The organism is Brakhagea baltica, assembly GCF_052161605.1.
Classification (GTDB): domain Bacteria; phylum Planctomycetota; class Planctomycetia; order Pirellulales; family Pirellulaceae; genus JBKCUI01.
Genome location: NZ_CP197409.1, coordinates 5,173,060 through 5,199,649, shown reverse-complemented (window position 1 = coordinate 5,199,649; position 26,590 = coordinate 5,173,060). Strand labels below are relative to the sequence as shown.

Below are 26,590 nucleotides of genomic sequence, written 5' to 3'. Positions count from 1 at the left end.
TCCCCTTCTTTTCGGCGGCGAAGCCGCCGAACCTGGATAAGGGGAGTGGAGATTCTCGACCTATTTACGGAGTGAACCGTTATTCTGAATATTCATTGACAACGAGTATACCCCCACCCCCTTGCTCTCCATTGACCTTGCGTCAGTGGAAGCGAAGGAAGTTTGAAATGTGCAGGGTGAAGTTTGAAAGACGGAAATTTCTCAGCGTCGGTGCGTTCTCCAGCCAGACCGTCATGCGCTCCATTGAGGCAAGCTCAATGGGGGCGAAGAACGCGGGAAGTGTTGTCGCAGATCTAGCCAACGAGTCATCGGTCCACTGACACAAGGTCAGCGGAGCCGTCAGACTGGGCCTTATCCCTTTATTCGAACAATTCCGTGAACGCCAACGACTTGAAAAACTCCCGTCCTTCTTTGCGATCGATGTGGTGACTTATGCCACATTTGATTGCAGGTAGAATATCAAGTGCTCGATTGCGACCAGCCCCCTTTGCGGCTAACATGAAAAGGTTGCTGTTGCAAAAGCGACTTGCTCTGGTTCCCTTTGGCAAAGACTAAGGCGATGGTTATCGATCTCCGAAATCGGACCACAGGGCAAACGGAAAGTTACGTTTGGAACCGGCGAGGTCAATTGACTCAGATTGATGTGCATAGCAATGCGAGCTTGACCAGTCTCACCGGCCAAGTGAACTATTCGGATGACCCGACCGGCAGGCGAACGAGCGTTCGCAATCAAACGGGCATTGGCTCAGGTAGTTATGCTCAATCGGTCGATTACTTGATGAGCGATGGCGATCAAGTGGGTCAGATCTTGGGAGCAACGGGTCAAACGACACGTCGATTCCGTTATGGCATTGGGGTCGACAGCGTACTATCCGAGCAACGGTTTAGCGGCGGAACGGCGAGTACCCCTGAGTATCAGTTAACGGATCATTTGGGAACCGTACGTGGGGTGGCGCAAAGAACCACCGGCGTCAATGCGGCAGTAGTCAACACATTGCAGTACGATTCCTTTGGCAAGCTAATCTCGCAGAGCAATACGGCGAAGCAGCCGTATCACGGATTCGCAGGCCGCGACATCGAGCCTGTAGGAGGATTAACGTACAACCGCAATCGTTACTACAGCACTCAAACCGGACGCTTCATCAGCCAAGACCCCATCGGCTTCGCCGCTGGTGATGAGAATCTCTATCGGTACACCGGAAATTCACCAACCAATCGTAGGGATCCATCGGGATTAGATTGGACGTGGTACAAGCCGTGGACATGGGCAGAACCTTGGTTTGAGCAGGCAATTCCCTCTGAAAGTGAGTGGCAAAAGCTGTACTCGGAGCATGATCAATTGGTTCAGGGACTGAACCAACGACTCGGGACTTCTTACAAGAGTATTGAGGATTTCCCGAAGGATCAATTGAGATCACTTGGTGTACCGTCATCTGTTGTGAATAGTGCAAGCGATCCGAGAAGAGAATATCGGCGTTTGCTTGGGGAAGCTGAAAGCACTTTGCGTGCATCAGAGGTTTCACTTGAGGTTGCAGACAAGGCGGTTTTGGCAGCTGACATTTTGACACTCAATCCGAAAAGGCTTCTTGCTGAAGGCGGTGAAGCTGCTGTCAAGCAGTCCGACAACCTCGGAAGAACTCTGCTTGGCACGGGCGACGATCTTCAGCCGATGGCAGACCGTCGACTTTATGATCAAATGAAGAAAGCATTTGAGAAGAATGGCGGTGACATTTGGGACGATGATTGGGCGGCTCAACACCTTCTCGATACGTATGGGAAAGGCGTGATGGGCGCCAGCGAAAAGGCTGGTGAAATCATTCTTTCTCCGGGTGCTTCACGGTCTCACGTATTCGAGGAGTTTATTCACAATACTCAGCGAATCAAAGGACGGTATCAGAAATGGGTCGATGAGTACGGCGAAGTCAAAGCTAGGCTAATGGCCGAGATAGAAGCACAGAGAAAACTACTCCAGAACGCTAGCAAGTGGAAGATTCCAGAGAATGAAGTATCAAATATCCAAAGCAGACTTCGAGGTTTTTTGGACGACCTTGAGAAGTGCAAGTGACCAAGTTGCCTTGGCTGCGGTCAAGTGCATCCTTGCCAAGCAAGGATTTCGAGGTAGGTTCAGCCTTCATGTTAAGTTCGTAGAAGGAATGGATCGTGTTTTCCCAGGTCAACTGTTTCACGTTGCAGGGAATCCTACGAAGCAACTCCGGTTTGTATCCACAACGATTGCGCATGGCGATGCAAATGCAGAGAATTGGTTTATGCTAATGCACATCGAACCGATCAGTTGTGATCTAGAAGACCTAAACGACGTGTTCTTAGTGAGTTTCGATGAACGCCCAGGAGCTGAAGAGCGGCGGCACGATGCCGCCGCAAGGTTTTAGCAGAGAATAGACAAACAGTGCCACCCAGTTGCATACTCGGTGTTTGTGAACGGAGTGTTGTCGATCCTTGTCGCGTACTTGTATTTGGTCATCGACAAGAATGGAACACTAGGTTTCGATGAATTTCGGCGATTCGCATTTGGCTGCGGATGGCTCTACCTTTTCGCTTCAGGGCTTATGGCGTTTGGGTATCAACTGACCAAGAAGCTACCTGTTGAATGGCGATTGAGCACAGTCGCGCTGTTAGGACTTGCGATAAGCTACGTATGCCATTCACCGTTATCCTTGATAAGTTGGTATTGGTCCATCTGGCTGGTCTTCTTGATAGCACTAGTCTTCACGGTTATTGTAGTCCTGGTAAACAGTTGGCTTGGGAAAGCAGAATAATTGTTACGGGCAGAATTGTGGTCGTATTTTTGGCCGAATTGAGACGGTAGAGATTTGGACCTCTTTTCGGTGTGATGGCCGAATGGTTGCGAATTTTGGAGCGGACCTATACAACAGTATAAACAAAGCCACTCACTTGCCGATGCTGGACTGGTACCAGTACGGCTTTTGATTATTCTTATGATGCTCGCTCCAGGCTGACCGGCATCACGCAATCCGCAACAGACAAAGTCAATTGGACTTACAATACGGCAGGATTGGTGACCTCGGAGATTACGACAATTCCACAAGTCACTTCGGCCGTGGGAGCGTCATCGGTGACCTCGACCATGAATTATACCTTTGACACAGTGGGGCGCATCGCCAGCAAATCGCTTAGCAACGGCTCTACCGTCCAGTACACCGACACCATGCTTTACGACTTCCGAGATCGGATGACTCAGCAGTCGCGCACACAGTCTTCCGGAGGAAACCTCTGGTCCAAATTCTTCTACAATTCAATCGATCTTGTCACGACCGCTGAGCAAGGTACCGGCAGTGTCACTTCCAATCCCGAATTAGTGCAAACCACGACCAGAGATTTAGCGGGGCGGCCCACATCGGTCAGTTACCAATCAGGTGCTAATCCACTCGCGACCTACAGCATGGCTTATGTCAGCGCATCGAACCGCTTAGCGAGCTTGACCACCCCACAAGGCACCACTAACTACAATTACTCGGCCAATGGCCAGCTCATTCAAGCGGGCTCAACGGGCTACACTTACGATGCTAACGGAAACCCGACTAACCGAGCGGGCAAGACGACGCAAATTGGAACTTGGAATCGTCTGCTCGATGACGGTGATTTTACGTATCAATATGATGCCGAGGGACGAACGACTGTTCGCACGAGCAAGACGACAGGGCAAACGGAAAATTACGTTTGGAACCGGCGAGGTCAATTGACTCAGATTGATGTGCATAGCAATGCGAACTTGACCAATCTCACCGGCCAAGTGAACTATTCGTATGATCCGACCGGCAGGCGAACGAGCGTTCGCAATCAAACGGGCGTAGGATCAGGGAGTTATGCTCAATCGGTCGATTACTTGATGAGCGATGGTGATCAAGTGGGTCAGATTCTGGGAGCAACAGGTCAAACGACACGTCGATTCCGTTATGGTATTGGGGTCGACAGCGTGCTATCCGAGCAACGGTTTAGCGGCGGAACGGCGGGTACCCCTGAGTATCAGTTAACCGATCATTTGGGAACCGTACGCGGGGTGGCGCAAAGAACCACCGGCGTCAATGCTGCGGTGGTCAACACATTGCAGTACGATTCCTTTGGCAAGCTAATCTCGCAGAGCAATGCATCGAAGCAGCCGTATCACGGATTCGCAGGCCGCGACATCGAGCCTGTAGGAGGATTAACGTACAACCGAAATCGTTACTACAGCACTCAAACCGGCCGCTTCATCAGCCAAGACCCCATCGGCTTCGCCGCCGGTGATGAGAATCTGTATCGATATGTCGGAAATAGTCCGACAAATGCGACTGATCCGACGGGCTTATGGGGCAGTCCCGTTTCGGGAGGTGATCCATTCTATTACATGCGTCAGTGGTTTAACCGACATTTCAACTACGGAGCCGCATATGCAACGGGCGGCAGCACGCATCTAGGGCCAACGGGAACAATTCATTCGAATCATGCGAATGGAGTTGGAGGCATGGGTGGCGGCATTATTCGCTACTCTACAGCTGGGCTTGCAAATGGCTTAACCGAGCCACCGGAACTTCGATCATATGCATCACAGCGAGGGTTTGAGGATTCAAGTGAGGTCGTTCGCCTAACACCATTAGCGCCCACCGTTCCCATCTACCACTTAATGTACGGAGAGAACGCTGCTGGAGGGAAAGAAAATCCCGTGGCGGCTGGCATTGAGTTGCCAATTTCATTGATACCCCATCTGCAGTTGCTAAAAATGCGATCCGTGAGGGTGGGCAGGTCGAGTTCTGGCCTGATTGAAAAAAATGTGCCTTCCAAACTTGGTCCTGGCCTAGCCGGTGAAAATAGTGGACCATGGACATCCTCCGCTGGGGATGTCATTGTTCCTTCACTCCCTGGTCGTGCGTCCTTACCCGTAAAACGTGAGTTAACGGCCGAGGAAGGGGCGTCGATTTCCAGACACTTCGAAGACATTGAGTTCTCGCTGGTCAAAGTTACCATGCATGTTAAAGATCCGATCACAAAAAAAGTTGAAGAGCAAGTGCTATATCGATTGTTTTCGGGTGAGCCGGGAGAGATGGGACGAGTCGTTTACAAGGATGGATTGAAGGGCGAGCTGCTTTGGCACACTCATCCGCCTCTCTCAAGGCCTATGGCTTCTTGGGACGATAGGGTTACCCTTGAGTTTTTTGACCAATGGGAGTCTCAGGTCGTACAGTCCGACGGATCGGTGTTCATGTATAATATTAACGTTCCCAATACCCTAACAAGAGATAAGTATGTCAGAAGATGCTATTGAAAGGCTCACTCGGTGGTTTGGCTACGACCCACGAGAAATTGTTTTCGTTAAATTACGCGGGACGGACAGAAGCCCTTACGATCATTGCGTTATATTTAACAAAAAGAAAAGAGATTATTATTTCATCAAAGATGAAGAACAAAGTGCATCGCTATATAGGGATCTGATTAATATTGGAACACCAGTGCTATTGCGTAGCGAGCTAGATCACCCCGAAGAAGAAGACGTAGTAAACGAATTATACAACTACGACATTCCTATCGAAGAGCTGACATTCGTATATCAAGTCGTTTGGGGGACAGCCACATCCGAACAGAAAGATGCTCTTAGATCTACTTTGGAAAGATATAAAGTTCCCTCTGAGCTGATCTCGAAGATTTTTGCTCTTTCTGAACGAAACTCGAACTAACGATCCATAGGTGAGCGACGTATTGAAACAGACCTATACCTTTGACACGGCAGGTAGAACGACCAGCAAATCGCTAAGCAACGGCTCCACCATCCAGTACACCGACGCCATGCTTTACGACTTCCGAGATCGGATGACTCAGCAGTCTCGCACACAGTCTTCCGGAGGAAACCTCTGGTCCAAATTCTCTTACAATACGCTTGATCTTGTCACGACCGCTGAGCAAGGTACCGGCAGCGTCACTTCCAATCCCGAATTGGTGCAAACCACGACGAGAGATTTAGCGGGGCGGCCCACGTCGATCAGCTACCAATCAGGTACCAATTCGCTCGCGACCTACAGCATGGCTTATGTCAGTGCATCGAACCGCTTAGCGAGCTTGACCACCCCACAAGGTACCACTAACTACAATTACTCGGCCAATGGCCAACTCATTCAAGCGGGCTCAACGGGCTACACTTACGATGCCAACGGAAACCCGACTAACCGAGCGGGCAAGACGACTCAAATTGGAACTTGGAATCGTCTGCTCGATGACGGTGATTTTACCTACCAATATGATGCTGAGGGACGAACGACTGTTCGCACGAGCAAGACCACAGGACAAACGGAAAGTTACGTTTGGAACCGAAGAGGTCAATTGACTCAGATTGATGTGCATAGCAATGCGAGCTTGACCAGTCTCACCGGCCAAGTGAATTATTCGTATGACCCGACCGGCAGGCGAACCAGCGTTCGCAATCAAACGGGCATTGGATCAGGGAGTTATGCTCAATCGGTCGATTATTTGATGAGCGATGGCGATCAAGTTGGTCAGATTCTGGGAGCAACGGGTCAAACGACACGTCGATTCCGTTATGGCATTGGGGTCGACAGCGTACTATCCGAGCAACGGTTTAGCGGCGGAACGGCGGGTACCCCTGAATATCAGTTAACCGATCATTTGGGAACCGTTCGCGGGGTAGCGCAAAGGACCACCGGCGTCAATGCGGTAGTAGTCAACACATTGCAGTACGATTCCTTTGGCAAGCTAATCTCGCAGAGCAATGCATTGAAGCAGCCGTATCACGGATTCGCAGGCCGCGACATCGAGCCCGTAGGAGGATTAACCTACAACCGCAATCGTTACTACAGCACCCAATCCGGCCGCTTCATCAGCCAAGACCCCATCGGCTTCGCCGCCGGCGATGAGAATCTCTATCGATATGTGGGGAATAAACCTACGATGGCGACAGACCCAAGTGGATTGTACGAGGAACCGCCGCTCATCTCTGCGGTTCCGGACTCAAATGGGAAGACGCACCGATATCAAATCACTCCGCAGGGCGATAGGAAGATGGACAACAAGATGTTGGATGAACTCGCAGGGAAGAAGTCAAAAGGGTTCTCGCGAGGTAGCCATGTTTGGCATCATGAATCATTTGATCGAAAGACCGGTACTTTCACGATGACGTTGGTTAACGCTGCTGATCACAATATGCACCACAAGCTGTACAAGAATGGAGCGTGGTCACAATGGACCGATTGGGCAACGGAAATAATCAGCAAGGGGCAAAGTTCGTCTTTAACACCTGCCCAATTCGACGCGTTAAAAAACGGATTCGCGTATGCGGAAGGGACCAAGGACATTATGGGCAAGCTCGCGAAGACTGGGCATTCGTTCAGACTTGCGGCCGGAAATGTCCTGGAGATATTGCAAAATGGACAGTTGGTCGAGTCGATTGCTTCACAAGTGAAAGCCGGTACTCTAATTCGATACACGAAGAGGTTCGCTCCAAAAATACCAGGCGCAATCGGTACAATCTTCATCATTGGAGCTGGTGGAAGTGCGTTTGCAAACGGAAAGAGTGGCGGTGAAGTCTTTGAAGCAATGGGTAGAGAGGCCGTTGGTGCTGACCTTATTGAATCCGGCTTTCGAATGGTGATAGTCGATGCGGGAACGCCAGTTTACAACTATGTTGTTGATCCAGGTGGAGTAATCTCGAGGCGTTCGGGCCCGCTTACTGATCGAGAGAGAGCGGAGCTTATACGAAGCACTAACGAATGGATGAATTCGCGGCAATCGATCTTTGGGGTTATGGACGAGCAGCCACCATTGGAAGATGCTTTCAGCCGGTTCTGGGATTGGTGTATGGGCCGATAGAAGCCACAAAAGGGTAAAGTTTTAAGCTATGGAATACACGTTTGTTTTGGGTGCAGATGCAAGCATTGAGAAAATCGAAGACGGCCTTCGCGGCGTAGATGGAATAGCTTGGCAGGTGGCAAACACGAACCTTCGAGTCAGCGTCCCGGATAGCATTCAACTCATGATTGAAGAGCAATTGTTCGATGCCGTAATGGCGGGTATTGGCGAGACTGCGAATCGATTGGTCGCTGATAACGAGGATGACAACGCAAACATTCTATGCGGAGCGCTGCAATCAAAATTACTCGACAAATACCTCCCAATCGCGTTGAGCTCGCTTCCGACTGGGGTCGTTGTAGAGGTAGATTCGATCGACGATCAGCTTGTAATGCTTCGATTGCGAGGCCCAAAGGAATGCGTTGAAGTGGTCGACCGAATGAGTGCATGGATAATGTCTAAATGTGCTGTAGGTGTGCGAGATGGGGACCAAACTACAACCGCCGGATAGTGAATGTGGCTTAAGCAGAGCCGCCGCAATCCGGCGGAACCTCAGTGGATTTTCCAATGTGTGATGTTCGAAGCGCGTTGATGCATTGCGTTGTCGACGATGTTTGAACTGAAGAGCGGCGGCAGGAAGCCGCCGCAATGTCTTAGTAGGATGCATCTTTCGCTTGGGAGCCGAAAGGACGTTAGCCATGCCAACACGGCTCGAATCGTCGATGATAGTTATCGAAGTAGGTGAGCTTGAATTCCCGGTAAACGAGCGTTGCCCGTAGCCGAGGACGAACGCTAGCGAGTCCAGCGACCACAGCGCAGGCGAGCAGCGGAGGGCAAGGAAAGTGAGCGGCGAGCCAGAGAAAACGGCATCTAAAAGAGGAAACGGGTGCATCGCCAAATCGTGTTCCAACCGGGTTAAGTGTTACGGGCCGAATTGTGGTCGTATTTTTGGCCGAATTGAGACGGTAGAGATTCAGACCTCGTTTCGGTACGATGGCCGAATTGTTGCGAATTGTTGGAGCGGAACAATACGACGTCGCGGGCCGAGTCGATTTTCCTGCAGACCAAACGGATGCCAAGACCGCTGAGATCGGAACCGTACTTGCTTTATGAAAGTTCTGGCTCTGATCTTTACGCGTGCTGTGTGGCATAGAGGGAGGATGCCGCAGGCTTGCCCTGCGGAGCTTTACGTTTCTCGCTAAGCAACGACTCCCCCAACCCTCTCCCCCCCTTCTTTTCGGCGGCGAAGCCGCCGAACCTGGATGAGGGGAGAGGAGATTCTCGACCTATTTAGCGAGAAACGTAAGATACCCCACGTCAAGCATGGGGCATTCCTTGCTGACAGCGGATTTTTTTGCTGCTAAATTGTGCAAGTATTCCCTTACACCTTCAGCCTGCATGTCGACACAATCACCACAAGCTCTTTCTCGATTGGCCCCTCGCTATTCCTACGGTCGCCATAAAGGCCCCTTTCCTCGCTTCTGTCATCGAGCAGCGGTGCTAGTTGGCGTGGTTCCGTGCGATCAGTTCGGATGGAGCATTCCGCTAACTCTGCGATCGAGTCGCTTGGCAGATCATGCGGGCCAAGTTTCTTTGCCTGGTGGTCGAGCAGAGGGCAATGAGATTGCATGGAAAACCGCCACACGCGAGTTCGAAGAAGAGCTGGGATGCTCGACCGGCAACCTGGAAAAACTAAGGGACTTGAGTCCGCTCTATGTCTACGCGAGCAGGCATTGGGTGACGCCGGTAGCGGGCATGTTCCTGGAGCCTCCCCGTTTTTATCCGAACCCCGATGAGGTGGCTGAGGTCATCATGCTCCCGATCGGGGAGCTATTAAGACCAGATTCCATACAAATCGGTATAGTGCAGCGAGCTATAGGCTCATTCGAAGCTCCCGGCTTCATGATCCAAGGGCACTTTGTCTGGGGAGCGACCGCTATGATCCTTGGCGAATTTCGAGCGTGGTGCTTGGCTGAAAAGAAATTTCAGTGAGTTTCCATTGATGAGTCTTTTAATGGAAACGGATTACCCAGGCCGAAACGTTTAAGACCAAAAGAAAAAGAGGAGCCTGGATAGCTCCTCTTTAGTCTGGTTCGAGAGACTCGCTCTCGGTCCGATTAGCTTATGGCTTTAACACGATTAGCCAACGGACTTGATTGTCTTGAGGATTCGCGAAATGATCTTGTATGGATCAGCTTGCGAGTTTGGTCGGCGATCTTCTAAATAGCCCTTGTAGCCATTGTTGATGAAGCTGTGCGGGATTCGGATCGATGCACCGCGGTCAGCAACACCGTAATTGAACTTATCGATCGATTGAGTTTCGTGCAGGCCGGTTAGACGCAAATGATTGTCAGGGCCGTAAGCAGCAATGTGTTCATCACGGTACTTGTCAAATGCAGCCATAAGTTTCTCGAAGTACTCTTTGCCACCTTCTTCACGCAGCTTCTTGGTCGAGAAGTTCGTGTGCATACCAGAACCGTTCCAGTCTCCCTTGACCGGTTTGCAATAGAACTCGATGTCGACGCCGTACTTCTCCGCCAACCGGATCAGCAAGTAGCGCGCGATCCACATGTCGTCGCAAACCTTCTTGGAACCCTTTCCGAAAATTTGGAATTCCCATTGCCCCTTAGCAACTTCGGCATTGATACCCTCGAGGGTGATGCCTGAGTCTAGGCAAATGTCGATATGTTCCTCAACAATGATGCGGGCAAGGTCGCCAACGTTTTTGTAGCCGATGCCGGTGTAGTAGGGCCCCTGAGGACCAGGGTAGCCGTCTTCTGGGAAACCAAGCGGACGACCGTCAACGTAGAAGAAATACTCTTGTTCAAAGCCGATCCAGAGGTCGTCGGCTTCGTCCACTGTGCATCGGAAGTTCGATGGGTGAGGCTCACCATTTGGGAGCATGACCTCGCACATGACCAAGAAACCGTTCTTGCGAGTGCTATCTGGGTAAAGAGCAACTGGCTTAAGAACGCAGTCGGAGCTCTTGCCTTCAGCTTGTTGGGTAGAACTGCCGTCGAATCCCCACAGAGCGAGATCATCGACGCTGGTTGGTGCGGTATCAACAACCTTCGTCTTGCTGCGAAGGTTGGGCTCAGGCAAATAGCCGTCAAGCCAAACATACTCGAGCTTAAATTTCTTTTCGGAAGACATTTAGCTACTTCTCTCTTTCAAAAGACCTATCGACAAAACAAGTCGAGTGACCACGGAATCCCTCCAAAGAGCCAACGGTACTCAAACACACATTTGAACCCCGGAACCTAGCCATTCATTGAAAGTGCAGATGAACGCGATACTTTGGTCACCAACCATATCGTCCCATCTCGCATTAAAGAGAAACCAACTACTGCTCTACCCATTTCAGTATTTCGCTTCTCTTGCAAATCTCGCGAGTCAATCCTGCCTCATGAGATGAGCCGCCTATGCGATTCTCGCAACTGCTGCTAGCTTTGCTCGACCGTGGCAATACCTTACAGTCACGAGGCCGCTTGGGCAAGCGATATTGAAAGCCTATTTAATTTAGGGACTCTCTTGAGAAGCGGGGCTTATGTGCGTTGTGCTGCTTGAAGCGAAAAGTAGAGCAATACCGACGAGAATACCACCCATGCTAATCCACGTGGCAATACTGAGGGAGGTTCCGAACTGCCCCCCTTCATCCACTCGAATTAACTCTTCTAGGATTCGGACAAAACCGTAGGCAATTAGGCCAATTGCGAAGAGTTGGCCCGGCCGCTTGACGAACCCGGAGATACTCATCGTCCAGAGAAACAATACCAAACCGCCCAGCGAGGCATAAATTTGGGAGGGGTGAACGGGAATCGCGCGCGAGGGTAGCTCATTCGCCTCAACCAGTTTTGGTTTGCCGTTGAGCATCACGATCGCATCGAACACGGGCGGCTTCAGAGGCTGATCGACGGTGGGTCCGACGACCAACCGTGCCTGGACTCCCCCAAAGGAAGAATTCGGTGCCACGCCATTCTGATCGGCCCACGATTGGCTTAGCACCTCTTTGACTTCACCATTTTCGGTAATTAGTCCCAACATACGACCAGACTCGAGTTGATCCATGTAAACAGCGGAGCCACTCGGAAACTGAACGGTTGGAAGAGGCATCTCGCAAACGCCGCCATAGCAGCACCCGTTCATAAGGCACCCGAGCCTGCCAAACATCAGCCCCAAGAAAAATGCTGGGGTGACTGCATCGGCGACCAGCAGCACTGGTAGCTTGTAAAGTAGGGTCCACGCGACGAGCACAATCAGCCCACCGATTACGCCACCATAAACGACGAGCCCCCCCTCGGTGACCTGCAGGACAGTCCACAACCTTGCACCAAGGGTCTCGCCCGGCAATTCGTTCCAGTATTGAATGACGTAGAAGAGTCTCGCGCCGATAATTCCTGCCGCGACCGTCCAGGTCGCCAGGGAGAGAAAGGCCTCTCTCGTAATGCCTCGGCCTTCGGCGCGCTTCATCGCAACAAAGGAACCGGCGATGACACCGATCATTAGGAAAACGCCGTACCCGCGGATAGGGAGTCCGACTGGTTCGTCATCAATATAAAACTCGATGCGTGGTAGCAGCAAAGCGATGGCGAGAAACGCCACCCCCCAGGTCAATAAGTTACCCTGAATGGTTGCTTCCCGAGCTTTTGCGTCTCTGGAAAACGCTATCTGGATGATCGCAACCACAACCAGAATTAAGGTTGCCCAGCTCAGGGCCCCGAACCAAGGCAGGCCGGCGGTCTCATGGGGCCAATAAAATAGAGTCTGTCTCATAGCCTAAAATTAGAGCATGAGCGGACTTAAGAAAAGAGCGACTTACTTTTTCTCCATCTGAGCCAGCTCGTCACCAAAATCCAGACCTTCCGGAGCCAAGGTTGCCATGTCCGGGGTCGCGCCCGCTTTGGGGGCCTTTGGTTTCTTGGGACGCCCCATGATGGCCACGACGATGGCAGCTAGGTAGGAGCCAACCAAGATCGCTAACCAAAGATAAGGAAACAATGCATGTAGATTCACGGCGATACCCAATCGTTAAGTGCGTGCAAGAACTTCATTTAACCTAATTCCCATTTCTGCAAACTACAAGTTGACAAAATGAAGTTTCCCTGCCATGATACCCGACCCGATGGGTTTTTGAATTAGTTATTTCGATTTTGCGGAAGTGAGCCGCCGGAGAGTCCTGTGCCAAACCTGAAGAGCGCCAAGAAAAGACTTCGTCAATCTCTAGATCGTAGAGCGCGCAATCGTGCTGCAAAGTCTCGTTTGAAGACCGCCATCAAAAAACTTAGGGATACCGTAGCAGCCAAAAATTTCGAGGATGCAAAGGTGCAGTTTTCGAACCTGTGCAAGCTGCTCGATCAAACCGCTGCCAAAAAAGTCATCCACGTGAACAAAGCGGCCCGGACGAAAAGCCGTATCAATGCGATGCTGAAAAAGGCTTCTACCGCTGCGTAATTTCGCGTGCGGACCAAATCGGAAATATTCATACCCCGCTCGAGCCTGAGTGGGGTATTTTCGTTGACAGCAGAGCAAGAGCAATTCGTATCCAAGATTAGGTACGGTCGATTCTGCCTCGATGCCAACCGGATTCGTATAAAAAAACGCATCTGGCCTCACATCGCTAGCTACCTGGATGTTTTCTGGAACGAGCGATTTCCTGTGGGCGAACGGAATTCATGCGTGGTCTACTTTTCGTTTCCTCGTCGATCTCCCGGTTACACTACTGTGAATTACCTAAGGACTGGGCCTGAAACCGAGTACCGCACGGTTCGCTCCTCCGTCGATTTCCTCGAGGCGATTGCCAGGAGCCGGGGGTGCCGGGCTATTGTCTGCCAGGTTGTTTCCAGTCGCATAAGCGACCGCTTAATGAAACGCTGGGGATATGTCGCACATGCAGCAAGTTTGGGGCCTGGGCACTATATCCGGCGTCTAGAAACTCTGAGCCCCAATCCCTGAAATTGCCCCCCCCAAAAGAGCTTGCCATGAGAGGGTTTTACATAGCTTTGACAAATCCCAAATCTTGCTCGGACATCTGCGATGGTCACGCCCTGTATGATTCGTATCGTAGATGGGTTCAGATGTGCTCATCTCACCACGCCGAGGCGTGAGGTTTGTCTCGCAATGCTAGCTCCTTTCGCCGAGTCCCTTTCCAGTTTATTCGATTACCACAGGGCGTATCCAAATGGGCTCTAATCCCACTGAATCCACTCGTCATCACCATCCCGCCACCCTGAACAACCCTGTTCAACCTCAGGTGGAGGAGATAGCTAGCAGTTCCAAGACACTCAAAGGGGGGGGGAAGCAGTCCCCGGTTCCTTCGGCGTACTACATTGAGTGGGGACCTGCCGCTTGGCTGGTGGCCTTGCACATTGGGGCCTTGGCCGCCCCCTGGACCTTTACTTGGTCCGGCCTGTTTCTCGCGATTTTTATGCACTGGGTCACAGGCAGCTTGGGAATTTGCCTTGGCTTCCACAGATTGTTAACGCATACCGGCTTGCAAGTTCCCAAATGGCTTTACAACTCGTTTGCTTTTCTAGGAACGTTGGCCGGAGAGGGTGGGCCGATTAGCTGGACCGCGAATCACCGTAAACACCATGCTTACTCTGATCAACCAGGCGATCCTCATTCGCCTCACGATGGTCCATGGTGGGCTCACATGTTTTGGCTGGCCTTTTCCACCCACGGTGGTGACCCCCAAGGATATGCTAAGAAATGGGTGCCTGACTTGTTGAGAAGACCATTCTTGATGTTCCTTGAAAAATGGTTCTTGGCGATTCATATTGCCTTTGCTGGAGCGATTGTTGCGACCGGTTATGCGATCGGTGGTGGCGAATTGGCACTCTCTTGGCTGGTTTGGGTCGTCTGTGTCCGGATGGTCGCTGTGTTGCATACAACTTGGTTCGTAAACTCTGCGTCTCACATGTTTGGCTACAAGAACTACGAGACTAAGGATGATAGCCGCAATCTGTGGTGGGTTGCAATCATCGCTTACGGCGAAGGCTGGCACAACAATCACCATGCTCATCCTCGTTTGGCGCAACACGGCCACAAGTGGTGGGAATTCGATGCGACTTATCAGATCATCCGCTTGTTGCGAGCATCAGGATTGGCCAAGCACGTTGTAGACTTGGCAGCAGTCGAGCAAAAGAAGAAAGAGCGAGAGGAACGCAGAGCGGCCTAGCTCTAGCATACGCGAATAATTCGCGATTTAAGCGACTTCCCCGGGGCGACACGGAACACGTGCCGCCCTTTCTTTTTTGGCCTTTACGTTTCTCAAGGCCGCAAAGTTCGCTTCGCTTTCCGAGCTTCTCAGAGTCGACTATGCCAGCATTTCTCCCATGCCGTTTTTCGGTAAATTTTGTCGGCTGTATCGAGAAAATGCACCTTTGGCCGAACTTTCAATTCCGGTCGTGCCGATAAAGCGGGTGGTATCAGATTTGGGGAGTCGCATCTCTGTTGGGATCGCTCCGAATTTCCTGATCATTCCATGGTGTGCGCGAGTAGCCCACCTGCTGACGCCTAACGATAGGTAGTCGGGCATTGGTGGTTGGTATAGTGCAATCGCATTTTGCGTTGGAGAATATTCGATGAAGTTGCTTAAAGGCTGGAAGATACGCTTACTCGCCGGACTGGCTGTTGCCGTTTCGGGCGAGCATTTGAGTGCACAGATGATGCCGGGCAGCCCGCACCCCAGCGCAGCGGCAACTCATGCCTCTCCTGTCGCATACGCTTCGATGCCCGGCGATGAGATGGGCCAGATGGCCGATCCCAACATGCCGATGGTCGATCCGGGGATGGGCTACTACGATCCAGAGTGTGCTTGCTCCGTCAACGGTGGCATGTGCTACGGGAACTGTGACCCGAGGTGTGGACTGCTAGGTGGCGGTGGACTTCGAGCACGACTCGGGGAAGAACGCTGCGACTTGTTTGGTCGGTCCTACACCGGATTCCGCCGAAACATGTTCGGTAACTTGGGCGCATTCCGGGGGATTTTGCGACCTTACGGCGAGGGTGGAATTGCAACACAACGCTGGTACGATGCGTCTGCTGAAGCGATTTTTCTCCGAAGAACCAAGGGCCCATCGGATTTCGTAGTGTCACGCGATGGCAATGGAGGGCCGGTTGCCTTGTCGACTGACGCTGTAGATTTAGACAAATTCAGAGCAGGCTTGTCGGCTCAAATCAACGTGGCAACGGGTCCTGGCTCGAGTCTTGAGTTTGGATTCTTCGGGCTAAACGATTGGGACCGAACCGCTTCGACTGAAGACAACAACCAGTCTCAGTACTTTTCCTTTCTGAGCGATTTCGGTGCGGTACCGCCGGGAGGCTTTCCCCAGTCAGACGCTTCTGCTGTACACAGCTTGAGATATCAGTCGACCTTAAACAATGCAGAGATCAACTTCCGACGTCGCTGGGCCGAACCGCACGGTTTCTGGCAAGGCAGCTTCCTGGGCGGGTTTCGTTACTTCGATCTAGACGAAGTCGCAAACTTCTCTGCTCGCGGCCCACTCAATGGCCCAGATCGGTCCCTCGACTATTACGTTAGAACCTCGAACAATTTGTTTGGTTTCCAACTGGGTGGCGACTTGTGGTACAACTTGTTTCCGGGTGTCAAAATTGGTAGCGAGTTGAAAGCGGGCATCTTCCACAACAACTCGGGTGTCAAGTCTGCACTCGACTGGACACCTGCAACCGATACCTTTACGAACTTTCAAGAATCTTTGACGGGCCAAGGTAGAACGGCATACATCGTTCAAAGTTCGTTGCAAGCTTACTACAGAGTTACGTACTCTTGGGCTCTTAGATCGTCCTATCAGATCATGTACGTCGATGGCCTCGCGTTTGCGGCGGAGAACTTCAACGGGGATCCCCCAGCCTTGTTCCTGCCAACATCGGTTCGGACCCCCTTCATCAACAACAAGTCGATCGCGGTCTACCAAGGCTTCACCGTGGGTGCAGAGTACACTTGGTAGTTGGCTAGTCTCAGAGTCACCGACAGTTGTTTGCGTAGATCTACGATCGCGTGCGAATATCGCATTCGCAGCAAGCCTCATGTTTCTCATGAGGCTTGTTGCATTTCCGCGCTTACGCTGGAGCGATCTTGCTCGTTTACTTAGCAAGTGATTCCAGATAGTCCAGTAGTGACGCCAACTCCTTGACCGTGTACTCGTTCATGAGTCCGTTAGGCATCGAGGAAATCGTAGACGTCTTTCTCGTGGCGATCTCTGATTTCCTGATCACATGATCTTTGCCCTGCTGATCTCGAATCGTCACTTGATCTGCCAACTCGCTGATCACGAAGCCAGTTACCGTTTCATCGTCCTCGGTCAGAATAATGTTGGTAATGAATCCCTGGGCGATCGTATTGCTGGGATCCAGAATCGCAACGGCCAACTCGTTTCGTTTGTATGTCTTAGCAATATTGCCCAGATAAGGTCCCTTTTGGGTTTCGTTCTGCTGAACGGTATGGCAGTTACCACACGTTGCCCGGGCAAAGACACGGTGCCCAAGCGATATATCTCCCGACAGCTCTTTCACTTGATCGACGGCTTCCTGTGCGGTTAAAGTTGACAAGCGAGGCGTCGTGTCTTTTTCACGCGGTTTGAGCCGCAATCGTCTCGCGACTTTCTCAGCGGTGCCTCGAACCGCTTCGTCGGAATCCGACAACGCGTCCAAGATCTCTTCGTCGAGCCCTCGCAAACTCCAGGCTGCCGCCTTCTCCATCCATGCAATTCTGTTGAAGTTGTCCTTCCAAACGGAATCGATGGCAGAGCGTGTTAAAGCAGCAGTCTCAGGGCTGGAGCCTGGGTTAGAAGCTACGATCAGGACTCCGAGGATTGCGGCATCTTGAAGGGGACTTGTGTTGTCCTCCGATAACGCGACGAGCTTGCTGACCTCCGCTCCGAGAGCAGCCGCCTTTGTGAACGATGCTCTCACCGCAGCCTTCCACTTTTCATCGCTAGCTGGTTCGGTCGCCAATCGAGCCTGCCACTTGCTCAGGCTAACCAACAAAGGTTCGAATGCCGCAGAATCGCGGCTCTTCGATAGAGCTTGAACGCAATGTCCCAGCTCGCTCAACGACAAGTCATTCAATCCGGACGCATAGACCAACAGCGGCAAAGCGGCTGGTTCATCGACAGAAGTCGTTGCGAGCTGAGCCAGCGTACTGTCGAGCAGCTTCCGATCTTGTCGACTGTTCTGAATCATCGTGGCTAGACCTTGGTCGACCGACACCCGATTCTTTCGCATAATCTCTACCAAGCTGGCGGTTTGTTCCGGCGTCGCGATTGCAAAAATCGAATTCAAGTAAGTGAGAATCTTAGAGCTTTCGCTCCACTCAACCAGTTGATAGTACGGCCCACGGAAATCGGGGCGAGTCCCCCAGGAGTCGCCGTTCCATTCGGCTTCTTTGTGAACTAGGCGGCATAAAGCGCCGAACAATTTGTTCTGGGTCTCAAGGTTCTGAGTCTCCAAGCTCAGCTCATGCTTGGATCGCTCAATTAACGCTTCAACAACGCGAGCATCATGCATCATGGCGAGTGCGCGCATCAAGCCGAGACTTGGCTCTCGCTGTTGATGGAGTGCTTGCAAGGTTTCTTCGACCATGCCGCGATTGGCTGCGACCCGAGCTGCGGTATGGACTACCAGCGCATCTTCGTGAGCCAAGGCTTCGATGATGACGGCAGAGTTTTCGGTGGTTTGCAATTGCTCAAGCAGGTTACGAAGCGGCGTGCGATGATTTGGGACCTCGCTAACCAATTGATTGGATCGCGCATCGCCACGTCGCGATAATTCTCGGGTTGCTTCCAGACGGCGACGATAACTCGGAGACGCAAGCTCCTTGACCAGCTGTTCTGCTGAGGCCTTAACGTAATCAATTTGAGGCTCCGGTTGGAAATCTTTGGGTTTGACGCGAACCAAGTATCCGACGTCTGGCCCAGCCCAGCTAAAAGTCGCACCTCGCCAACTCGCACAGTACAAGTTGCTGTTTCCATCGACATCTGCGTCTGTTGGTCTGGTCAATTGAACGAATGGCTTGGGAGCTTCTGACTCTTCGTATGTCGCACCGCGTGGAGCAACACTGTGATGATACAATGCACCGGTTCCCCAATCTGCTGTAAACGGAGCATGATTCCACTTGCCAAACCCTGGTTCATCGACATAGACAGCTCCGCACCCTGAACCACCACCGTAATCCGCTAGCGGGGGGACGCATTCGTCTGCAAAGTTCTTGTATAGTCGTGGATACCCATGATCCTCATTCCCCGTAAAGTGATGCATACGCACATCCCAACCATCTCCGTCGTTGGTATTGTCTCGGGCAAAGATTTCCATTTCTGGACTGATAGCGACCTCGAGAATATTGCGAGTTCCCGTGGAGTAAAGTTCGAGCCCAGTACCGTCGGTGCGAACGCGAATGACACCACCACCGCGATGGGTTAGTCGTCGTCCATCGGTTCCCTCGGCATCGATAAAACCAAAGTCACCACCGGCAATGTACAACCAGCCATCCAGCCCGAGGCTAACACCGTTGGTCGTATGGTCTGCTGGTCGTTTGTCGTATCCAAAAGCCAGGTTTTTGACCAAAATCTTTTGCTCATCCGCAACGCCATCACCATCGTGATCGATAAAGGCACTCAAGTGAGGAGGATGCATCAAGTAGAGGCGATCTCCATCCCAAACAAGTCCCCTCGGTGCATCGACATGACAAAAGACTTTCACTTCGTCCGCCCGACCATCTTGATCCAAATCCCTGAGTCTTAGCACGCGACCTCGCATCGGATCTCTGCCGAGCGAACCGTTTCCATCTGAGCTGACGAACACGGTTCCATCCACGGTTGATGCGACAAAGACCGGGTAGTTCACGGCAGGTGGAGACGCGAAGACAGTGGCTTCGAAGCCATCTGCTACTTTGACATCGCGGAGAATCGCTTGCTCCTCCTCGGGAGTTAGCTTTACGATTCGAGGCGGCTCGTTACCACTCTTCTCGTAAGCAGCCGATGCCAGCGGTACAAATCTCGCATCTTTTGCCGATGCTGGCCACATTTGCTGAATATCCTTAGACTCAACGCGAATCTCCCAGATGCTACACCAGCCAGCCGAGCTGCCGAGCCCCTGAACTCTCAAAAAGCGGAATGGCTCTTCGTTGGCAATTGTTTCCTTGCCGATTCGTTGCTCTTTATTGTCCTTGCGATCGATGAGCGTCGTCCACGACTTTGCATCGTTTGAGCCTTCGACTTGGTACCGATAGACGTTTCCGGGGGTCTCCCAATCGATTCGAATGGTGCTGAAGGTGATCGGTTTCGGAAACTCTAGTTGTACCCAAGCAGGAAAGTTGGGACCATCTGCACACCATCGCGTATCCCGTTTGCCATCGACAACGTGATGGGCTGCGTTCCCGGTCTGAGTTGACGATGCCGTAACCTTAACGAGCGTCGCGTTTTCAGGCGCCTTGCCAATACCGTTCCCCGTATCGGCCGAAAATTTGTTCTTGTCGATGAAGGTCACATCGTTCGCGCCGTCGTAAGGGACCAAGTACTCCGGGGTTAGTTTGTCACAGGCCCAGAGCAGTCCGCGAGTCACCAACTCCAGATATCGCGGATCCTCTACGGTCTCGGTGTTATGACCGATTGTTGTGCTGAAGCTTTTCGCTCCACTCGATTCGTTGACCCAGGCTACGATAGCTTCGTCAACGATCGATTCGCCCCGTCGTTTGATGACTTGTTTGCCGGTTGCGATGGGCTGCGCACCGAAGAGCTTTACGTTGTTGTAGAGCTCCTCGCGGATGGTAGTCCAGTCTGATAAGGTTTCGACGATCGGATGTTTGGTATCGGTAAACTTAATATCGATTGGCTCTTGGGGGCCGTGCCCTGTCGACTGTAGCCCAAGATGCCGGAACCAAGTATCATTGCCGAGCCTAAAGCTATGCATCGCACAGTGCAGGTGTACGGCAGGTATCTTCTGGTGTACTTGGACAATGCGGTTTATGATCGCTTCATCCTTGATGTCAGCAGCGCATTCATCGTGAATGATCACATCGTATTCGTCGGCCCAGTTTAAATTCAGATAGAGCGGGAGGACCGGCGTCGTCGTTGAGTTGTCAGTCCAGTAAACGTCGACACGTACATTGGCCCGCGCCTGAATCCCTTTGGAGATCGCTTCTTGTTGTTTCGCGTAATCATGGCAGCAGCCTCCCGCGATCAGCAAGGCCCGAATGGGTTTCGGCTTTGCTGCAGAATCCGAAGCGATACTAGCACCAGGTTCGTCTGCACTGCTGACAGGGATGCGGCCCGATATTGTAGCCAACACCAAAAGGAGCGTGAGCAACAGTTGGAACGGCAGTTGGACGGATCGGTGCCGACTAAGAAGGATCATCAAAGTTCTCATGGATTAGCAGAAATGCTGGGGGGAGAGAGTTGCCAAGTCAGCCCCCAGTCTAATCAAATCTGCTCATCTGTGACCGGTGCCGAGGGGCATTTTTTTCAGCCATCAGCAAATATCGCTCATTCCCAAGTGGCGGCGGAGACTTAAAATTGCTACTTGAGAGGTATCCAACTTATACTGAAACTCTAGTATGGACCTCCACTGCCACCCTTCGGACCTAGCGTGTTTGAATCGAGTTCGAAAAAGAAATGGATCTCAACACTTTGCAGTACGGCGATTCATCTATTGCTGTTGTTGGTGCTAGCAATCAGCACGATCAATATTCCAGGTCTTGGTGAGCGATCGATCATCTCGTCTATGGAGTCCGGCGAAGACACCTCGCTGACGATGTTGCCAGAGGTCGAATTCTCGGAGCCCTCTGACGAAAAAGAGGGGCTTGGCCCGAACGATATGACTACCAGCCTGTTCCAGGACAGTATGGATGTGCCCCTAGTCGAGGATGCCGAGGGGAACATTTCGCCTCCGACAACCAAGATAAGTGAAATCGCTCAGAGTGCTGGGGTCAACAATCGTACTGGCGCGAACGGTTTCGTTTCGACCGCCATCGATGCTCGTAGGCCAGAAAATCGAAAAATCGTAGGCGTTAAAAACGGAGCCACAGCTCAGAGTGAGGCTGCCGTCGATCTGGCACTAGCGTTTCTGGCTCGAAACCAAGAGCGAAACGGCTCGTGGTCGATGGGATTAACGCTCTGCCCAGAATGCGCGGATGTTAGTACATCGCTCGACGATCACAAAATTGCCGCGACTGGGTTGTCACTGCTTTGCTTCCTCGGTGCGGGGCATACACTGACCCAAGGGGAATACAACGAGAACGTGCGGAACGGCGTGTACTATCTCGTCAATGCGATGAAGTACAAAGGGGATCCGGAGAGAATCTATAATAGCCAGGGTTACTGGCTCAGTGAATTGTCGGGGGCGGAGATGTATGAGCATGGCATCGCAACCCTCGCCCTCACCGAAGCCTATCAGATGAGCCAAGACTCCTCCTTAAAGGATCCTTGTCAGGCTGCCATCAATTTTATTGTCGAGGCTCAATACAAACGTGACGGCGGTTGGAGCTACCACCCACGGCAGCCTGGAGATTTGTCGATTGTCGGCTGGCAAATCATGGCATTAAAAAGTGCTTCCGCCGCCAAACTATACGTACCCGTTGAAGTCTTGCGCGACAGTGACAAGTTTGTTGAGGGGCAAGCGGTCACGAATGGCTATCAGTTCGGTTACCGTCGCGGACCAGCCACCGCTTCCATGACCGCGATTGGGAACCTCATACGATTGTTTCGCGGGTATTCGATAACGGACCCAGTAATTCGCAAAGCCAATGAATGGATTGCCAAGCAAGCGCCTTCGGTAAATGATGTCTATTATAACTACTATGCGACTCAGTTCATGTTTCATGTGGGAGGAGATCGCTGGAAGAATTGGAATGCTGTCATGAGGGAATTACTTATTCATTCACAAACGCTGACGGGCCCCATGGCTGGTAGTTGGTACTTTGATGGCAATACCTTTAACATGGAGGCAGGTCGGCTCTATACGACCACGATGAGTTGCTTGACCCTGGAGGTCTACTATCGTTACTTGCCCGTGTATGAAGCCTCGGAGGATGATTTCCGACTTTGAATTAGAAAATTCGGGAGTACTCAGGAGCGGCGAACTGATATACTTTTGGGAGTGATGCTGGATCGCTTGCTCGGTCCACTGTTCTGGTTTCTCCTAAGCCGTGCGTACCAATGACGATCACGATTCGCAAAAGCAAAGCGCTCGAGTCACTCAACTTGACTCCATTGATCGACATTGTTTTTCTCTTGCTGATCTTCTTTTTAGTTGCGACCCGATTCGCCCAGGAGGATCGCGAGCTACCGGTTCAATTGCCATCCGCAGCGAACGCGCTCCCGATGACGCTCGAGCCTAACGAGCTAATCGTTAACGTGGACGAAGCGGGAACCTACATCGTTCAAGGAACCGCGATGGACTTGGCGGGAGTCGAGCGGGTCGTTCGCCAAGCGGTAGCAGACAATCCCATCCAGCAAGTGGTCGTGATTCGAGGTGACAAGAATGTGCGTTTGCAAGCAGCCGTGACACTCATGGATCTTTGCGCCAAGCTCAAAGTGCCATCCTACAAAATTTCGACGGAGCCAGACACCGAATGATGAGCCCTGCCGAGAAGAAAGGGAATATGCTTTGGCCATTGGACTTGGCCTTTACTTTATTGGGTGCTCTCGTGCTTTTTCTCGTTTTGAGGCTCCTGAGTTTCGATTCGCCAGATCCCTTGAAAAACGCTTGGACCTATGTTCTAGGAGTCCCTACGGTTCTCATTGCGGTTTCGATGTTGACGCACGTCTTTTCGAACGAATCGGTGGAGCGTTCGATTCAAATCGGATTTTTGCTAAGCGTTTCACTTCACTTGATTTTGGCTTTTGCTGCCGTAAATCTCGTTCTATTCGGGGGCTTTTGGGATAATGACCAACTCCAGGTCAAGCCGGAGCCAACGCGAAAGGACAAGAGTACTCCACAGTACTTGCAAGCCTCCGTTCCTTCCGCGGACGCGGCCAAGCGAGAGTATTTGAAAACACCTCAAGAGCCTCGCGAGAAGCCGAAAGAAGTAGAAAATTCGAGCGTGCGAGAGAATATTGCGGCCGAGGTTAAGCTGGTGGACTCGAAACTCGATCTGGACACCAAGATTGCAGAGCGATCATTTCTTCTCGAACGTCCCCAAGAAAGTGTACCTCAGCCCACGATCGCTTCTAGCGCCATGAAGCTTGATCGCCCCAAAGTTTCGGTGATGCAGGATGTTTCGCAGAGTTCGATCGAGCTTCCGCAATTGCCTCAGTTCGAGCGAACGAATCTCGGAGACTTGGCTGCCAACGATTCTCGACTCGACGAATCACAGCGGGGCGACACTCCGCGCGACGCACTGCGTCTGCCTGAATCAAAGCCAGAGATGTCTTCCGTCGCGAATCGTGCCGCTAGAGTCAGCGAGATGACTCCTCCGGCAGCCCGTTCCGATATCAATCAACAACTCGAATCGGCGCTAGCCAACTCACAGCAAGCCGTTTCCTCATCGCCAAATCAGAACCGTCAGCCACGGAATCCTACTGAGTCCTTGGCCAACGCTCTGCCCGGGGCTGGTGAAGCCGTACCGGTCCCGCAGCTAGTGAGTCCGTCCAGTCGATTCAACCCACGAGATGATATTGCGGGGGCTGTTAATACCGATGCTAGTAGCTCCGAATCACGCGGCGACGTAGTCAGCGCGAACAGTTCCGCATCGATCAGCAGTGTTCTTGGACCGCAGATGGATTTGCAGCCACGTGCGAGCCCGAGTGGGAGCATTGGCAGAACTCAAGCGGCAAGCGGAATGCGAATAGATGAGCGATTTGACTTCTTGACACGCGCCGAGCCGTTGCCTGGAACAGGTGGCTCAGCGGCCGGTGGAGGCGGCTCGACTCAACCACGTAGCTCCTCTTCGATGGCAGCAAACCAAAACGGACCTATCGCAACCTCGGCGGTTCCACTGGACGACATTGGGATTGGAGCTGCGATCGGGGTGACAGTGGGTAATGAATCTTCTAGCAACGTAAACCCAGCTATGGCGGATGCCGCTTTACAGCGAACACTTGCAGACGGAGGTGATCTACGAGGTAGCGGATCGAGCTCCTCCAGAGCATCCCCTTCGATTGCGATGCCGGCGTTTGAGCTTTCCGACATGACAGGGCCTCGCCCTGAATTGCCCACCCGAGGGCTCGGAATACGTCCGGTGGAAGCCGCCTTGCCCGAACTCAAGGTATCCGACTATGTTCCAGACCGCTTGAAGCGTCCCGATCTTGCGGGTCCACAATCTCTCTCTTCGAGCGTCCCCATCCCGACGCCCGCGTTTTCGCAGCGGCTCAAGAGGATGGAGGAACGCGAGGGAGAAGCGACATCGCAACTCGGCCCACTCGGACCGCAAACGGAGTTGGCCATCGAACGAGGATTGCAGTTCTTAGCCAAGTATCAACGGCCTGATGGTTCGTGGCATTTGGAGGACTTCGATGAGCCGGTCCGCATGCGTAGCCCGACCGCCGCGACTGCTCTCGCCTTGCTCTCTTTTCAGGGAGCAGGATACACGCATCAACAGTTCAAATACGAAAGTGTTTGCAAGGGGGCACTTGGTTGGTTGATGAAACAACAGCGGCCAAACGGAGATTTGTACGTTCGAACCGACAACGTTTCCAATACGAATGCTTGGTTGTACAGCCATTCGATGGCTGCGTTAGCGTTGTGCGAAGCGTACGGCATGACCCAAGATGAGTCGGTGAAAAATGCGGCCCAGCGTGCCATAGATTTTCTAGTCGATTCGCAGGATCCCGAGGGAGGAGGTTGGCGTTACACCCCAAGAATCGGTTCCGACACCAGCGTCACCGGCTGGGTCATGATGGCATTGAAGAGTGCCGAACTGTCGGGCTTGAACGTCCCGCAAAAGACTTACGCGGGGCTCAATAAGTGGATCAACAATTCGCAGGCGAGGGAGGCTCCCTATCTTTATCGTTATAACTGGATGGCCAACACACCATCGACAGAGCATGGACGCATCCCCACACCGGTCATGACGAGTGTGGGGCTACTGATCCGGCTGTACACCGGTTGGCGTCGCGACAACGAGCAAATGCAAAAAGGAGTTGCTTGGCTGCTAGAGCGATTACCTGCCGAGGGCAGTCGACAAAGCCCGTTGCGAGACACTTATTACTGGTACTATGCCACGCAAGTGATTTTTCATGCTGGGGGAGAAAGCTGGAAGAGATGGTACGGGGCACTTTATCCCATGTTGATTCGCACTCAGGTCGAATCCGGGGAGTACCTCGGCTCATGGGATCCCGGCGGCGAAGTCCCTGATGCTTGGGGAGCGTTCGGTGGGCGTCTGTACGTAACCACGCTCAATTTGCTATCGCTGGAAGTCTACTACCGCCACCTGCCACTCTACGAAGCGACGGCAGAGTGAAGGTAAGGACTAGAAAAACGAGTGGTTGCTCGGAGGAGTTACTGCTCTCCAAAACCCTAAGAAAATGCAGTTTTCAGCGTGAAAACCGAGAAGAAATAAGTGGTCACTCGGGGAGTCGAACCCCGACGCCTTGCGGCACCAGATCCTAAGTCTGGCGTGTCTGCCAATTCCACCAAGCGACCATCGACCCCTAAAGTGTAACCTCTATTGTCCATCTGGCAAGCCTAACAACTACACGGAAATTAGGCCGGGCCACGCCCCAGGAATTCCGATTTTCCGGGCTTGGAATTATCGCCATCAAAGGCCTTTAAAGGCCGGACAAGAGTGACGCGCCCGACAAAAGTCCGCACACAGACGGTATTT

At 52.2% G+C, this 26,590-nt stretch carries 19 protein-coding genes and 1 tRNA gene; 14 read left to right on the top strand and 6 right to left on the bottom strand.

Translation table 11 applies throughout. The annotated features are described in order from the left end of the window. Positions 1-359: 359 nt before the first annotated feature. On the bottom strand, positions 360-500 hold the full coding sequence (locus tag SH449x_RS20015) for a hypothetical protein (RefSeq protein ID WP_482377850.1): 141 nt from the start codon (positions 498-500) through the stop codon (positions 360-362). Between the two features lie 59 nt (positions 501-559). Between SH449x_RS20015 and SH449x_RS20010 the strand changes: the two genes are divergently transcribed. The 8 genes from SH449x_RS20010 to SH449x_RS19975 all read left to right on the top strand — a co-directional run bounded on the left by SH449x_RS20010 (position 560) and on the right by SH449x_RS19975 (position 9,804). Beyond that, the gene (locus SH449x_RS20010) at positions 560-2,065 is read left to right on the top strand and encodes an RHS repeat-associated core domain-containing protein (protein WP_482377849.1); all 1,506 of its coding nucleotides are present in this window, start codon (positions 560-562) and stop codon (positions 2,063-2,065) included. Beyond that, positions 2,049-2,390: a hypothetical protein gene (locus SH449x_RS20005; RefSeq protein WP_482377848.1), complete on the top strand. Its 342-nt coding sequence runs from the start codon at positions 2,049-2,051 to the stop codon at positions 2,388-2,390. The genes SH449x_RS20010 and SH449x_RS20005 overlap by 17 nt, the downstream gene beginning before the upstream one ends. Positions 2,391-2,444: 54 nt before the next feature. Continuing rightward, positions 2,445-2,777: a hypothetical protein gene (locus SH449x_RS20000; protein ID WP_482377847.1), complete on the top strand. Its 333-nt coding sequence runs from the start codon at positions 2,445-2,447 to the stop codon at positions 2,775-2,777. 329 nt (positions 2,778-3,106) lie between these two features. Continuing rightward, positions 3,107-5,281, top strand: coding sequence for an RHS repeat-associated core domain-containing protein (locus tag SH449x_RS19995; RefSeq protein ID WP_482377846.1), 2,175 nt, complete (start codon positions 3,107-3,109; stop codon positions 5,279-5,281). Next, positions 5,262-5,690 (top strand): hypothetical protein, encoded by a 429-nt coding sequence (locus SH449x_RS19990; protein WP_482377845.1) that lies wholly within the window; start codon positions 5,262-5,264, stop codon positions 5,688-5,690. Before SH449x_RS19995 ends, SH449x_RS19990 begins: the two co-directional genes overlap by 20 nt. 10 nt (positions 5,691-5,700) lie before the next feature. Then, positions 5,701-7,833 (top strand): RHS repeat-associated core domain-containing protein, encoded by a 2,133-nt coding sequence (locus SH449x_RS19985; protein WP_482377844.1) that lies wholly within the window; start codon positions 5,701-5,703, stop codon positions 7,831-7,833. A gap of 28 nt (positions 7,834-7,861) precedes the next feature. After that, positions 7,862-8,323, top strand: coding sequence for a hypothetical protein (locus SH449x_RS19980; RefSeq protein ID WP_482377843.1), 462 nt, complete (start codon positions 7,862-7,864; stop codon positions 8,321-8,323). 887 nt (positions 8,324-9,210) lie between these two features. Further along, complete coding sequence (locus tag SH449x_RS19975; RefSeq protein WP_482377842.1) at positions 9,211-9,804, top strand: NUDIX hydrolase; 594 nt, start codon at positions 9,211-9,213, stop codon at positions 9,802-9,804. Between the two features lie 147 nt (positions 9,805-9,951). Here SH449x_RS19975 and SH449x_RS19970 read toward each other — a convergent pair whose 3' ends face one another. The 3 genes from SH449x_RS19970 to SH449x_RS19960 all read right to left on the bottom strand — a co-directional run bounded on the left by SH449x_RS19970 (position 9,952) and on the right by SH449x_RS19960 (position 12,825). Beyond that, a complete protein-coding gene (locus SH449x_RS19970; RefSeq protein WP_482377841.1) occupies positions 9,952-10,965 on the bottom strand; it encodes a glutamine synthetase beta-grasp domain-containing protein in 1,014 nt (337 codons plus the stop codon). 366 nt (positions 10,966-11,331) lie between these two features. Next, entirely contained in the window at positions 11,332-12,585 is a 1,254-nt protein-coding gene (locus SH449x_RS19965) for a prolipoprotein diacylglyceryl transferase (RefSeq protein WP_482377840.1), read from the bottom strand. A gap of 42 nt (positions 12,586-12,627) precedes the next feature. Further along, the gene (locus SH449x_RS19960; RefSeq protein WP_482377839.1) at positions 12,628-12,825 is read right to left on the bottom strand and encodes a hypothetical protein; all 198 of its coding nucleotides are present in this window, start codon (positions 12,823-12,825) and stop codon (positions 12,628-12,630) included. 165 nt (positions 12,826-12,990) lie between these two features. Between SH449x_RS19960 and rpsT the strand changes: the two genes are divergently transcribed. The 3 genes from rpsT to SH449x_RS19945 all read left to right on the top strand — a co-directional run bounded on the left by rpsT (position 12,991) and on the right by SH449x_RS19945 (position 16,781). Next, complete coding sequence (rpsT, locus tag SH449x_RS19955) at positions 12,991-13,263, top strand: 30S ribosomal protein S20 (RefSeq protein ID WP_482377838.1); 273 nt, start codon at positions 12,991-12,993, stop codon at positions 13,261-13,263. Positions 13,264-13,990: 727 nt separating this feature from the next. Continuing rightward, the gene (locus SH449x_RS19950) at positions 13,991-14,989 is read left to right on the top strand and encodes an acyl-CoA desaturase (RefSeq protein ID WP_482377837.1); all 999 of its coding nucleotides are present in this window, start codon (positions 13,991-13,993) and stop codon (positions 14,987-14,989) included. Between the two features lie 406 nt (positions 14,990-15,395). After that, positions 15,396-16,781: a hypothetical protein gene (locus tag SH449x_RS19945; RefSeq protein WP_482377836.1), complete on the top strand. Its 1,386-nt coding sequence runs from the start codon at positions 15,396-15,398 to the stop codon at positions 16,779-16,781. 136 nt (positions 16,782-16,917) lie between these two features. Here the strand turns inward: SH449x_RS19945 and SH449x_RS19940 are convergent, their stop codons facing one another. Then, positions 16,918-21,195, bottom strand: a complete 4,278-nt coding sequence (locus SH449x_RS19940) for a DUF7133 domain-containing protein (RefSeq protein ID WP_482377835.1) — start codon at positions 21,193-21,195, stop codon at positions 16,918-16,920. A gap of 219 nt (positions 21,196-21,414) precedes the next feature. Between SH449x_RS19940 and SH449x_RS19935 the strand changes: the two genes are divergently transcribed. The 3 genes from SH449x_RS19935 to SH449x_RS19925 all read left to right on the top strand — a co-directional run bounded on the left by SH449x_RS19935 (position 21,415) and on the right by SH449x_RS19925 (position 26,227). Beyond that, positions 21,415-22,872: a hypothetical protein gene (locus tag SH449x_RS19935; protein WP_482377834.1), complete on the top strand. Its 1,458-nt coding sequence runs from the start codon at positions 21,415-21,417 to the stop codon at positions 22,870-22,872. Between the two features lie 110 nt (positions 22,873-22,982). Then, a complete protein-coding gene (locus SH449x_RS19930; protein WP_482377833.1) occupies positions 22,983-23,402 on the top strand; it encodes an ExbD/TolR family protein in 420 nt (139 codons plus the stop codon). Continuing rightward, positions 23,399-26,227 carry a prenyltransferase/squalene oxidase repeat-containing protein gene (locus SH449x_RS19925; protein WP_482377832.1) on the top strand — a complete coding sequence of 943 codons (2,829 nt, stop codon included), beginning with the start codon at positions 23,399-23,401 and terminating at the stop codon, positions 26,225-26,227. The genes SH449x_RS19930 and SH449x_RS19925 overlap by 4 nt, the downstream gene beginning before the upstream one ends. A gap of 100 nt (positions 26,228-26,327) precedes the next feature. Here the strand turns inward: SH449x_RS19925 and SH449x_RS19920 are convergent. Next, positions 26,328-26,409 (bottom strand) — tRNA-Leu (locus SH449x_RS19920). Positions 26,410-26,590: the final 181 nt, after the last annotated feature.